General features: G+C 67.8%; 12 protein-coding genes. 3 read left to right on the top strand and 9 right to left on the bottom strand.

Annotation, left to right across the window (positions count from 1 at the left end):
• Positions 1–23: 23 nt before the first annotated feature.
• The 3 genes from FIV50_RS07195 to FIV50_RS07185 all read right to left on the bottom strand — a co-directional run bounded on the left by FIV50_RS07195 (position 24) and on the right by FIV50_RS07185 (position 3,325).
• Positions 24–1,376 carry an FAD-binding oxidoreductase gene (locus tag FIV50_RS07195; RefSeq protein WP_140036840.1) on the bottom strand — a complete coding sequence of 451 codons (1,353 nt, stop codon included), beginning with the start codon at positions 1,374–1,376 and terminating at the stop codon, positions 24–26.
• A gap of 79 nt (positions 1,377–1,455) precedes the next feature.
• Positions 1,456–2,100, bottom strand: coding sequence for an FMN reductase (locus FIV50_RS07190; protein ID WP_140036839.1), 645 nt, complete (start codon positions 2,098–2,100; stop codon positions 1,456–1,458).
• 1 nt (position 2,101) lies between these two features.
• A complete protein-coding gene (locus FIV50_RS07185) occupies positions 2,102–3,325 on the bottom strand; it encodes an LLM class flavin-dependent oxidoreductase (protein WP_140036838.1) in 1,224 nt (407 codons plus the stop codon).
• 109 nt (positions 3,326–3,434) lie between these two features.
• Between FIV50_RS07185 and FIV50_RS07180 the strand changes: the two genes are divergently transcribed.
• Positions 3,435–4,592 carry an acyltransferase family protein gene (locus tag FIV50_RS07180; RefSeq protein ID WP_140036837.1) on the top strand — a complete coding sequence of 386 codons (1,158 nt, stop codon included), beginning with the start codon at positions 3,435–3,437 and terminating at the stop codon, positions 4,590–4,592.
• Positions 4,589–5,452, top strand: a complete 864-nt coding sequence (locus FIV50_RS07175) for a serine hydrolase domain-containing protein (RefSeq protein ID WP_140036836.1) — start codon at positions 4,589–4,591, stop codon at positions 5,450–5,452. The genes FIV50_RS07180 and FIV50_RS07175 overlap by 4 nt, the downstream gene beginning before the upstream one ends.
• A gap of 16 nt (positions 5,453–5,468) precedes the next feature.
• Here the strand turns inward: FIV50_RS07175 and efeB are convergent, their stop codons facing one another.
• From efeB to efeU, 3 genes are all read right to left on the bottom strand, one after another.
• On the bottom strand, positions 5,469–6,743 hold the full coding sequence (gene efeB, locus FIV50_RS07170; protein ID WP_140038677.1) for an iron uptake transporter deferrochelatase/peroxidase subunit: 1,275 nt from the start codon (positions 6,741–6,743) through the stop codon (positions 5,469–5,471).
• Positions 6,744–6,804: 61 nt separating this feature from the next.
• Positions 6,805–8,037: an iron uptake system protein EfeO gene (gene efeO / locus FIV50_RS07165; protein ID WP_140036835.1), complete on the bottom strand. Its 1,233-nt coding sequence runs from the start codon at positions 8,035–8,037 to the stop codon at positions 6,805–6,807.
• Positions 8,034–8,981, bottom strand: a complete 948-nt coding sequence (gene efeU / locus FIV50_RS07160; RefSeq protein ID WP_140036834.1) for an iron uptake transporter permease EfeU — start codon at positions 8,979–8,981, stop codon at positions 8,034–8,036. The genes efeO and efeU overlap by 4 nt, the downstream gene beginning before the upstream one ends.
• A gap of 151 nt (positions 8,982–9,132) precedes the next feature.
• Between efeU and FIV50_RS07155 the strand changes: the two genes are divergently transcribed.
• Positions 9,133–10,137, top strand: a complete 1,005-nt coding sequence (locus FIV50_RS07155) for an isopenicillin N synthase family dioxygenase (RefSeq protein ID WP_140036833.1) — start codon at positions 9,133–9,135, stop codon at positions 10,135–10,137.
• A gap of 6 nt (positions 10,138–10,143) precedes the next feature.
• Here FIV50_RS07155 and FIV50_RS07150 read toward each other — a convergent pair whose 3' ends face one another.
• The 3 genes from FIV50_RS07150 to rpsO all read right to left on the bottom strand — a co-directional run bounded on the left by FIV50_RS07150 (position 10,144) and on the right by rpsO (position 11,756).
• Positions 10,144–10,473: a transcriptional regulator gene (locus tag FIV50_RS07150; RefSeq protein ID WP_140036832.1), complete on the bottom strand. Its 330-nt coding sequence runs from the start codon at positions 10,471–10,473 to the stop codon at positions 10,144–10,146.
• Positions 10,466–11,059, bottom strand: a complete 594-nt coding sequence (locus tag FIV50_RS07145) for a hypothetical protein (RefSeq protein ID WP_258184468.1) — start codon at positions 11,057–11,059, stop codon at positions 10,466–10,468. The genes FIV50_RS07150 and FIV50_RS07145 overlap by 8 nt, the downstream gene beginning before the upstream one ends.
• A gap of 427 nt (positions 11,060–11,486) precedes the next feature.
• Positions 11,487–11,756 carry a 30S ribosomal protein S15 gene (gene rpsO / locus FIV50_RS07140; protein WP_017203073.1) on the bottom strand — a complete coding sequence of 90 codons (270 nt, stop codon included), beginning with the start codon at positions 11,754–11,756 and terminating at the stop codon, positions 11,487–11,489.
• Positions 11,757–11,903: the final 147 nt, after the last annotated feature.

Raw genomic sequence — 11,903 nt, 5'->3', positions numbered from 1 at the left:
TGCGGCCCACCGTTCGTTCCGGGTCAGCGCGGGAGGCGCCCCTCGTGGAGCAGAGCCTCAGGGTCGGCGATCGTGCGAGCACGACGAAGCCGGTCGACCGCTGCCGTCCGGCCGCAGCGCTCGAGGGTCTGCCCCGGCCCGAGGAAGGTCGGTACGGTGTGTGGTGCCGTCGCCCGCGCCAGAACCTCTCCGAACCCCGCCATGCTCGCGTCTCCCGGTTCGCCGGGGACTCCCGGGAACACCGGAACCAGCGCATGGAGCAGCCAGTCGACTCCCTGCAGAGATGCGAAACCCGCCCGTCTAGGCTCGTCCAGTGCCCCGCCGAGCATCCGGATGTCGATCCCCATGATCGGCCACTGCTCCGGCTGCGCTCGGAACCGCATCAGCTCATCGATCGTGTCGTCGTCGAGCGATGAGAGCGCGGCCGATACGCCGCGTCCGGGCGTCGGATCAGTGGGCTCGCCGCTCGACTCCGCGATGAGCCGGGGCGATGTGGGACCCGTGACCTCGCGCTGCACGGTGCCTACCCGACCCAATCCACTCACCAGCCGCTCGGCCGGGCCGTTCGTCGACAGCGCCTGCACCGTGAAGAAGCTGCGACCGCGGATCTCTTCCGGAAGCTGCGGGACATCGGGCATCCGCATCGAGTTCATGAACACGTTCAGCGAGGAGGGCGCATCGACGGCGAGGTCTCGGACCGCGCGCATCACGGCCGCGGCATTCCCCGCACCGAACGCGAGCTCTGCACCCCACACAGCGGGTGCAGCCACCAGGTCGATCTCGAGGGCTGTGACGATGCCCATGACCCCACCGGCGCCCCGCAGTGCCCACATGAGATCGGGGTCGCTGTCGTCGTCGACGCGCTCATGCTCGCCGTCGCTGCGCAGCATCCACACAGCGCGGAGGTTGTCCGACCCCAGCCCGGCGGTGCGGCTGAACCACGAATGGCCGCCGCCGAGGGTGTAGCCCGCGACGCTGACGACCGGGCTCGTTCCGGCCGGCGCGACCCAGCCGGTGCCGTCGAGCGCATCGACGACAGCACCCCAGCGGACACCGCTGCCGACTCGCGCTGTTCCGGCTTCGAGGTCGATCTCGAGTTCGTCGAACGCCGCCATCCGCAGGATCACGGCACCGGTGAGGTCGCCGGACGCACCGTGTCCGGTGGGTTGCACCGCGATCGTGACCCCCGCATCACGCGCTGCGTGGACGAGCGTGCGCAGATCGCCCAGGTCGGCTGGAGCGGCGACTCCGACCGGATGCTGCTCGATCGCGAGGTTCCACGGTCGACAAGCGTCGTCGAACGACTCGTCTCCCGGCAAAAGGAGGGTTCCGCGCAGCGCGCGTCGCGCAGCGTCCAGCACAGACAGGTGGGCCATGACGTCACCGTACGATGCCCCACGGACATTGTCGATGGCCTCATGGCCCACCGTGCGCCAGTCTCCCGGGCCGCAGAATCTACTCCCCGGCGAGACCGCCGAGCATATGACCGAACGAGCGGCCCTCTCCGAGATACGTCGCGGGGTCGTAAGGGTCGGCGGCCGCAGCCACCTCACGCTTCGCGATCGCCTCGGCCAGCTCGCGCGCGCCCTTCTCGACGCGCTTCGCGAGAGGAGCGACGTCGTCACCCCCACCGCCCCAATCGCTGGATGCGGCGAAGACGCCGGTCGAGACCGCGTCGGCATGCAGGTAGGCGAAGAGCGGTCGGATCGCGTAGTCGATCGCCAGGGAGTGCCGAGCCGTGCCGGCGTTCGCTCCGATCAGCACGGGCTTCCCCGTGAGCGCGTCCGGGTCGAGCACGTCGACGAACGACTTGAAGAGCCCGTTGTAGCTCGTCGAGAAGATCGGCGTGACGGCGATGAGCGCGTCCGCCGAGACCACGGTGTTGATCGCGGTCTCGAGGGCGGGCGGCGCGAATCCGGTGAGCAGGTTGTTCGTGATGTCGTGCGCATAGTCGCGCAGCTCGATCACGTCGACGCTCGCCTCGATGTCACGACCGGCCAGGGCCTTCACGGTCTCGGCCGCGAGACGATCAGCGAGCATCCGGGTGGACGACGGATTCGAGAGCCCCGCCGACACGACGGCGATTCGACGAGTGGTCATCTCAGGCTCCCTTCCGGCTGAGACCGAACGCTGCCCCCGCGGGAGCGGGAGAGTCCTGGTAGGGCGAGTCGCCCGTCAGGTTGTCGCCGCGGTTTGCGCCCGGCCGGGCCTGACGCGTCGGACCGTCGCCGAACTCCGCCTTCACCCGTGCCGCGTGCGTCGGAGCGTCCGGCACTCCGGCCGGGCGGTCCTTCGCCATCTCCTTGCGGAGCACCGGCACGACCTCGGATCCGAGGATGTCGAGCTGCTCGAGCACGGTCTTCAGCGGCAGACCCGCGTGATCGATCAGGAACAGCTGGCGCTGGTAGTCGCCGTAGTGCTCGCGCATCGCGGCGTAGCGGTCGATGACCTGCTGAGGCGACCCCACCGTCAGCGGAGTCATCTCGGTGAAGTCCTCCATGCTCGGTCCGTGACCGTACACCGGGGCGTTGTCGAAGTACGGGCGGAACTGGTTCACCGCGTCCTGCGACTTCGCCGCCATGAAGACCTGCCCGCCGAGGCCGACGATCGCCTGCTCGGGCGTGCCGTGACCGTAGTGCGCGTACCGCTGACGGTACAGCTCGATCAGCCGCTGGTAGTGCTCCTTGGGCCAGAAGATGTTGTTCGCGAAGAAGCCATCACCGTAGTAGGCCGCCTGCTCCGCGATCTCCGGTGTGCGGATCGATCCGTGCCAGACGAACGGTGCGACGCCGTCAAGGGGTCTCGGGGTCGAGGTGAAGCCCTGAAGCGGGGTGCGGAACTTGCCCTCCCAGTTCACGACGTCCTCACGCCACAGCTTGTGCAGCAGGGCGTAGTTCTCGATCGCGAGCGGGAGACCCTGCCTGATGTCCTGACCGAACCAGGGGTAGACCGGCCCGGTGTTGCCGCGGCCGAGCATGAGGTCCATGCGGCCGTCGGAGACGTGCTGCAGCATCGAGTACTCCTCGGCGATGCGCACGGGGTCGTTGGTCGTGATGAGAGTGGTCGACGTCGAGACGATCAGACGCTCCGTCTGCGCCGCAAGTGCGGCGAGGAACGTCGTGGGACTCGACGACCAGAAGGGAGGGTTGTGGTGCTCGCCGATCGCGAAGACGTCGAGACCGACCTCTTCGCTGTGCTTGGCGATCGCCAGCGTCGCCTTAATCCGCTCCTGCTCGCTCGGCGTCTCACCGGTGGTCGGGTCGCGGGTGATGTCGCTGACCGACATGATGCCGAACTGCACCGGGACGCCTGCCTGCTCGCTCATGATTGCTCCGTCTTCTCCGAATCGGGTGCCGTGCATCCGGTTCTATTCATCTGAATGTATCTGAGTCAACGCGATGCGAGCAACTTTATTCCCCGAGTAGCCTCAGAGGATGCACAGCGACGGAGCCGCCACGACGAACCCCGCCACCGGCTCGGTCCCGAAGCCCCGCAAACGCGTCCCGTTCTGGGACAACGCCCGCTACGCCTGCATCGTCCTGGTGGTCCTCGGGCACGCGATCCAGCGCCTCACCTACGACTCGGACATCGCGCTCGCGTCGTACCTGGCCCTCTACGCCTTCCACATGCCGGCCTTCGCCATCATCTCCGGATACTTCTCGAAATCGGGGTCACCGACGCGAGTCCAGATGGCGCGCGTGATCACCGACATCCTCCTCCCCTACGTCATCTTCGAGTTCCTGTGGACCCTCACCAAGTGGCTGGTCGAAGGGCAGGCCGACCCGAACTTCACCAAGCCGTCGTGGACGCTGTGGTTCCTGCTCGCACTCGGCATCTTCCGCCTCGTGCTCCCGTATCTCGCACTGCTCCGATGGCCCCTGCTGTGGACGGTGATCATCTCGGTCGGGGTGGGTTACCTGCCCAACGTCGACAGCACGTTCTCACTGTCGCGCACGCTCGGCCTGCTGCCCTTCTTCGCTCTCGGATGGTGGCTGCGCGAGCGCGATGTCGTCGCACGTTTCCGCCTGCTCGACGTCCGCCCGTGGTGGATCCGCGTCGCCAGCGTCGCCGTGCTCGGCGCGGCCGGCTTCGCCGCCTGGCACTGGATTGATCTCTGGAAGGAGGTCGACCTGCGCCACTGGCTGTTCTACGAGGATGCGTATGCGGACCTCGGCGGCGAGCAGTGGTGGGCAGGTGGGGTGCGCATCGCGCTGATGCTGCTGGCGGTGATCCTGAGCGCCGCGTTCTTCGCCCTGATCCCCCGGGGCACGTACTGGTGGACGAGGTTCGGTCAGTACACGATGTACGTGTTCCTCCTGCACTCGTTCGTGCTCTACCCGTTCCGCGAATCCGGCGTACTGCGCGATCTCGACCCGACGTGGCTGTGGCTGCCGCTCGTGACCCTGCTGTCGGTGGTGCTGGCCCTCGCTCTCGCGACGAAGCCCGTGCGCTGGCTCTTCCGTCCCCTGGTCGAGCCCCGCCCGCGATGGCTCTTCCGAGACCCAGAGCTCGCTCGGCGCGAGGGCCACCGCAGCGACCCGACGGGGTCGCGTCGGCCGCGCCAGGACGCAGCGGCTAGCCTGAAGGAGTGACCGCAGCCGAGACGATCCGCGACCTCCTGGTGGACCACGCGGACGCGTCGGGGTTCGGAGCCCACGGGCTTCATGTGCTGGTGGGCGACGACGTCGCTGAGCACCGGTGGACCGCTGACGTCCGCGAGGAGATCCACTCGGTGGCGAAGGGCGTGTGCGTCCTCGCGGCCGGAATCGCCGTGGACGAGGGCCTGGTGTCGTTCGATGCGCCCCTGGCCGAGTACGTCCCGGATCTCGCGCTCGGGGACGGCGTCGATCGGATTACGCTCCGACGCCTCCTGTCGATGTCGAGCGGCATCGATCTCCCGTGGTCGGAGACGATGATGACCGACTGGCCCGACCTCGCGCGCGAGTTCCTGTCGCGCCCGTCGCGCGGACTCGTCTTCCAGTACTCGAACGCCAGCACCTACACGGCCATGGCCGTGCTCGCGACACGGGTCGGCGACATCGTCGACTACCTGCGTCCGCGGCTGCTCGCGCCTCTCGGGATCGAAGACGTCGAGTGGGAGCGCTGCCCGCAGGGCCGCATCGTCGGCGGCAGCGGCATCGCACTGCGCACCGAGGAGATGGCACGCCTCGGCCGCCTGATCCGCGATCGCGGTGAATGGGAGGGGCGCCGTCTCGTCTCCCCCGAAGTCATCGACGCGATGCACTCCGACTGGGTGACGGCGGGCCAGAACCCCGGATACGAGCGCTACGCGCTGGCGGGATGGGACGGCCCCGGTTCGTCCTGGCGCCTGCACGGCGCGTACGGGCAGCTGCTCATCTTCCGCGGCGACGCGGTCGTGACGATCACCGCCGATGACCACTTCGGTGCAGACGCCATGTCGGCTTTCGTGGCGGAGACGCTGAGCGCCTGACCCCGTTCCGCGGCGGTCAGGCGAAGAGCTGGGCGCCGACGTACGATCCTGGCTTCGCGCCGGCAGGGACCGCCCAGATGCCCGAGCCGACGTGCCTGATGTACTCGTTCATCCGGTCGGTCGACAGCCGACGCTGCAGCGAGACGAACTGCGCGGGATCGCGCTGGTAAGACAGGAAGAAGAGTCCGGCGTCGAGACGGCCGAGATCATTGTTGCCGTTGACGTAGTTGAACCCGCGGCGGAGGATCCGGATGCCGTCGTTCTGGTCCGGATGCGCGAGCCGCACATGTGCGCTCTGGTCTATCGCCGAGGAGCCGAAGTCCGGTGCGGTGAACTCATCGCCGCCGGACAGCGGTGCCCCCTCGCCCTTGTCGCGCCCCACGATCGTGTTCTGCTCCGAGAGTCGCACACGATCCCAGGTCTCGATCAGCATCGCGATCTTCCGCGCTACGAGATACGAGCCTCCCGCCATCCATTCGGGCTGATCCGATGCCCCGACCCAGACGTTCGCGTCGAGGGCGGCGGCGTCATCGGCGAGGATGTTCGCCGTGCCGTCCTTGAATCCGAACAGGTTGCGCGGGGTCGCCTGGGCGGAGGTGGTGCGGGAGGTCTTGCCGAATCCGAGCTGCGACCAGCGCAGCCGGGCGCGTCCGAAGGCGATGCGACTGAGGTTGCGGATCGCGTGCACCGCCACCTGCGGATCATCGGCACAGGCCTGGATGCAGAGATCGCCGTGCGAAGACTGCGGGTCGAGGTCGTCACCCAGGAAGGCAGGCAGTCGCTCGAGCCTCTGCGGACGGCGTGCGGCGATTCCGTAGCGGTCGCCGTCCTCGTACTCGAACAGACTCGGTCCGAAGCCGAAAGTCATCGTGAGACCGGCGGCCGGGAGGCCGAGAGCTTCACCGGTGTCATCCGGCGGCACTTCGGCGTCTCCTCCGACGGCACCCGTCGCGCTCACCTCGAGCCCCTTGGTCATCCGCGACGCCGCATAGGTCCAGTCCTGCAGCAGCGTGATCAGGTCGTCACGATCGGTCCGCGGCATCATGTCGAAAGACGCGAAGTGCAGATGCTCTTGCACCGGAGTGGTGATTCCCGCCTGATGCGCGCCGAAGAACTCGTAGGCGACCTGCGAGTCCGCGTCGGCCCTGGCGCGGCCGAGGGCCACGCCACCGGCCAGTCCGCCACCCACCCCCACCGCGAGAGAGGCGACTCCCCCGCCGATCGCGAGGCCTAGGAGACCGCGCCGACTGAGGCCTGTGGAAGGGGATGCTGCGGCCGCCGACTCCGGCATGGAGTCGGCAGCCGCAGCATCCTTCGAGTGTTCGTTCACCTGCGAGATCGTCCGTTTCGAATCAGTCGAGGACTGTGCCGGTGAGCTGCGACAGCGGCTCGGCGAGCGCGTTGATGAGATCGGTGAACTCACGCTTGTCGGCGTCGGTCAGCTCCGCGTAACCGACGAAGCCCTCGTCGAGAGAGCCGTGGGCTGCCAGCGACTCTTCGAGAGCCGCGTACCCGTCCTCGATCTCGGTCACGAGCGCTGCGCCGTCGTCGCCCTGCGCGGTGGCGAAGTCCTGCACGAGGGAGAACGCCATCTTGGAGCCCTCGACGTTGGCCGCGAAGTCGTAGAGGTCGGTGCCGGACCACCAGTCCTCTTCGCCGGAGATCTTGCCGGTCGCGACCTCGTCGAGCAGCGCGATCGCACCGTTCGAGATTCCGCCGATCCCCTGGTCGTCCAGAGCCGTGGTGAAGTCGTCGGAGTGCACGTAGTCGTAGAGCTCCTGCACGTCTGCGAGCAGCTGGTCGCCGTAGCCGGCACGCTCCTCGGTCGTCGAGGGAGCCCAATCCTGCCAGGCGGGCGTCTCGCCGTCGGCGTTGAGCGCATTCTCCGCCGGCACCCACAGGTCCTTCTCGATGCGATGGAAGCCGGTCCAGTCGAGTCCTTCTGCCACAGCGTCGACCTCGCGGTAGTCGATCCGGGGGTCGAGAGTGCCGAGTGCCTCCGCAACAGGCTCGATGCGCTCGTAGAAAGCCCGGGTCTGCGGGAAGAGCGTGCGAGCGGCCTCGTCGTCCCCCGTCTCGTAGGCGGCGACGAACTCTTCGACGGAGGGGACCAGCTGTCCGACCTGGTCCTTCACGAATGCCGCGTACAGGTCGACCGCCTGCTGCTTCTGCTCCGAGTCCTCTCCTTCGACCTCCACTCGATCACCGGTCACCGTGAACTCCGACTTGCCGACGCCCTCGCCGATCATCCCGGGCTTGCACAGGGTGAAGTACTTTCCCGGCTGTGCCACGACGGTGAGTGTGCGGGAGGCGGACGGCGCGATGTTCTCGACCTCGCCCACGATGCGCAGTCCGTCATCGGCGAGCAGGTAGAACTCCGAGGTCTGTCCGCTGTCGTTCGTCACATCGAACGTGAGCGTGCCGCTCTCGGCAGTCGTCGCGGAGACCGCGCATTCGGAGTCGGTCGATGAGACGTCGAACGCGGCGCCTGCTGCGACATCGCTCTTGGCGACGCAGCCACTGAGGACGAGTGCGGCCGCGCCGGCGGCCGCGACAGCACCGAGGATTCGGCGAGAGGTGGTCATGCTGCTCCTTGCTGAGTGAGAGTGGGGGTCGAGACGTCGCGGTCTGCGGACGTCGAGCGAGGCGTGCTCGGTCGGCGGGAGCGCAGCCCGCGGACGAAGAAGAATCCGACGACGACGAGATAGGCGGCCCATGCCGTGACCTGCAGCCACGTCATCCGCGGCATGAAGCCGACGGTCGCCTGGAGGATGGTGGCCCATGCTCCGTCCGGGGCGATGACGTCGGTCACGTCGAAGGCCCACCCGAACGGGAACGCCGCCCAACCGAGCGCGACGGCGCCGGTGAGCGCGTCGATGGGAGCCGCGGAAGTGAAGGGTCCGGGCAGGGCGCCTGCTTCCTGCAGGTCCATGATCGCGTAGGCGAGGACCCCGGCGGCGACGATCACGAGGAAGCCGCTCGTCCAGGTGAAGAACCGGCGCAGATCGAGCCTGACGGCGCCGCGGGCGAGCAGCCATCCGATCACGACGGCTGTGAGGAGCCCGAGCAGCGCCCCGAGCAGCGCCGAGGGGGCGTCTCCGAAGGACTGGACCATCGACCACAGGAGGAGGGTCGTCTCGATCCCCTCCCTGGCCACCGAGACGAAGCCGATCGCGATCAGCGCCCAGAGGCCGCCGTGCGTCAGAGCACGATCGAGCCCTCCTTCGAGCGTCGCCTTCATGGTGCGCCCGGCCTTCTGCATCCAGAAGATCATCCAGGTGACCATGCCGACTGCGAGCAGCGATAGCAGCCCGCCGATGAGCTCCTGCGCCTCGAACGTCAGCGAGTAAGCACCGAACGTGAGCACCGCACCGATACCGAGGGCAAGAGCGATCGCCAGCCCCACGCCGGCCCAGAGTCTCGGCAGGGCGTCGCTGCGCCCGAGACGACGGAGGTAGGCGACGAGGATGCCGACCACGAGGGCGGCTTCGAGGCCTTCGCGAAGACCGATCAGGAACGTTGCGAGCACGAATGGAGACTCTCTGGAGGGTACTTAGGCAAGGCGTCCCTTACCTCAGGAGACACTAGCACCAGATCGGGGTCACCTCATGCGCGAGCCGGCGGGAGTAATGCGACGCAACACTCGACCGCGCGCCTCTCGGCCGATTTACGCTCGATGCATGGCTGATCTCTCGCTCCCCATCCTCGACCTGTCGCAGCTCGATGCCGGCCCGGAGGCCGCGGCCCGATTCCGTGACGAACTGCGTGCAGCGACGCACGATGTGGGTTTCTTCTATCTGACGGGCACGGGGGTCTCCCCCGAGCTCGAAGCTCGCCTGCACCGGGCCGCCCTCGATTTCTTCGCACTGCCCGAAGAGGAGAAGCTCGCGATCGAGAACGTCAACAGCCCCCACTTCCGCGGATACACCCGTGTCGGCGGCGAGCGGACGCAGGGCAAGATCGACTGGCGCGAGCAGATCGACATCGGCCCCGAGCGCGAACCCATCGAGGGCGGACCCGCCTTCAACCGCCTCACCGGCCCGAACCTGTGGCCGGCGGCCCAGCCCGAGCTCAAGGCGGTCGTCACCGAATGGCACGACACTCTGACCGAGGTCGCGCACAAGCTGCTGCGCGCGTGGGCCGTGACGCTCGGGGCGGAGGAGTCGTATTTCGACGAGCCCTTCCGCGACCCGTCGACGCTCATAAAGATCGTCCGTTACCCGGGCACCCACGAGCCGGAGCCCCAGCAGGGCGTCGGCGCCCACAAGGACTCCGGGGTGCTCACGCTGCTCTGGGTCGAGCCGGGCAAGGGCGGGCTGCAGGTGGAGCGCAACGGCGAGTGGGTGTCGGCTCCACCCGTTCCCGGCGCGTTCGTCGTCAACATCGGGGAACTGCTGGAATACGCGACCGGTGGCTATCTCAAGGCGACCAACCACCGGGTGATCTCGCCCAAGGCGCCGGAGGAACGCATCTCGATCCCGTTCTTCTTCAACCCGGCGCTCGACCAGCAGCTGCCGCTGCTCGAGCTTCCGGCCGATCTGGCTGCGGAGGCGACCGGCATCACCGAGGACCCGAGCAACCCGATCCACGCCACGTACGGGGAGAACGCCATGAAGTCCCGACTGCGTGCGCACCCCGACGTCGCAGCGATCCACCACCCCGACCTGGTCGTCACGAAGGCCTGACACCGGTCACAACGCCGGGCCACCCCCGAGCGCGACGATCTCGCGAAGCGCCTGAAGGTGGCCGGCGAAGGCAGCACGACCGTGCGCAGTCGAGTAGACCCAGGTGCGAGGACGGCTGCCGAGACTGCCCTTGCGAGCGACGACGTACCCCGCCGCCTGCAGGTGCGTGATGGCCTTGCTCAACGGCGAGTCACCGCATTGGAGGATCTCGCGCAGTGTGGCGAAGTCCAGCTCGACGCCGTCACCGAGTGATGCCAGGAGTGAGAAGCGGATCGGCGATGCGAAGTTGTCGTCGAGCCGAGTGCGCGGATGCGGCGCCGCCGACCTGTCAGTCACGCAGACCACGCCCGGGGACGGACGAGACGGCGACGAACAGCGCGATGATGCCCAATCCACTGAGCACGCCGGTGAGCACCGGAAGGCGGTCGACCAGCACCACCAGAGAGAGCGCGCAGGCCGACGCGGCGAACACGACGAGGTGAGGCCACCGCCACGAGGCGCCGACGGCGGGCAGGCCCATCTCCGTGCGCGCGGCCACGATCCAGACGAACAGCATCAGCACGACGAGCAGGAGCAGGGCACTCGTGAGCATCCCGTCCGAGGAGGACCCGAGCATCGCGAGCATACCGACGGCGACGCCGATGCCGATCGTTCCCCATCGCGCACCGCGCGGAAGCGGGGCGGGATTCACACGCGGAGGGCGTGCATCGCCGGTCGTCCGAGCGAGCTGCACCACCCCATAGCCGCCGTACCCAATGAGCACGAGCGCGGCAGGGATCCAGATCCCGAAGGCCGGGAACTCCGGGTCCCAGACGACGAAGCCGAACACGACGAGGGCTGCGACCGTCAGCACGGCTCCGGAGACCAGCAGTAGCCAGCGTGATCGCGTCACGCGCCACTGCATCCCACTGCGCTGCGCCATGCCGCTCGCCAGCTGACCCCACATGAGGAAGCTGAAGACGATGACCTGACTCGCCCCCCACGCCGCGGTCGCCGCGGAGGGCCGCAGCCATCGCGACGAGGTACACGGCCGTGATCACGCCGTTCGCGACCTGCAGCCACGCCAGTGCCCGCCGGTTGACGACATGCCCGCGGCGGTGGACCACGGCTTCCGCCTCGTCGAGATAGCTCTGGGCGATGTCCGCGCTCGGCGGGGCGAGCGCTTCTTGCCCCGCCACCGGCTTCTGCTCCATCGTCTGACCTCCGATCACTTTCCATGAGGAAAGCTCACTACTTTCCTATTGGAAAGCGCGCACAAGATCAACCCCCGGACATGACGAAGGCCGCCCCACACCTGGGGCGGCCTTCTCAAGAATGTTCTGCGCGATTGTACGCTGGCTCGCTTCGCCTTATCGGCGGAGGCCCAGGCGTGCGATCAGCGAGCGGTAACGCTCGATGTCGACGCTCTGGAGGTAGCCGAGCAGACGACGGCGCTGACCCACGAGCAGGAACAGGCCACGACGCGAGTGGTGGTCGTGCTTGTGCTCCTTCAGGTGCTCGGTGAGGTCCTTGATGCGCTGCGTCAGCATCGCGGCCTGCACCTCGGGGGATCCGGTGTCACCGGGGTGCGTCGCGTACTCTTCGATGATCGCCTTCTTGACGTCTGCTTCCAGTGCCATAGATTCGATCCCCTCTCTGCTTGTTGCGCGGTGCCCGACGCCTGATGCGTGAGCTCTCTTTATCCGCGGCCGATCAAACGGCAACCTGAAGAGTCTACCAGGCATGGACCCGATCGAGTGACGCAGAGAACCCCGGGCCCGACGGGC

Origin of the sequence: Microbacterium foliorum (assembly GCF_006385575.1) — a bacterium.
Classification (GTDB): domain Bacteria; phylum Actinomycetota; class Actinomycetes; order Actinomycetales; family Microbacteriaceae; genus Microbacterium; species Microbacterium foliorum_B.
This window is presented reverse-complemented; position numbering and strand designations above follow the sequence as displayed.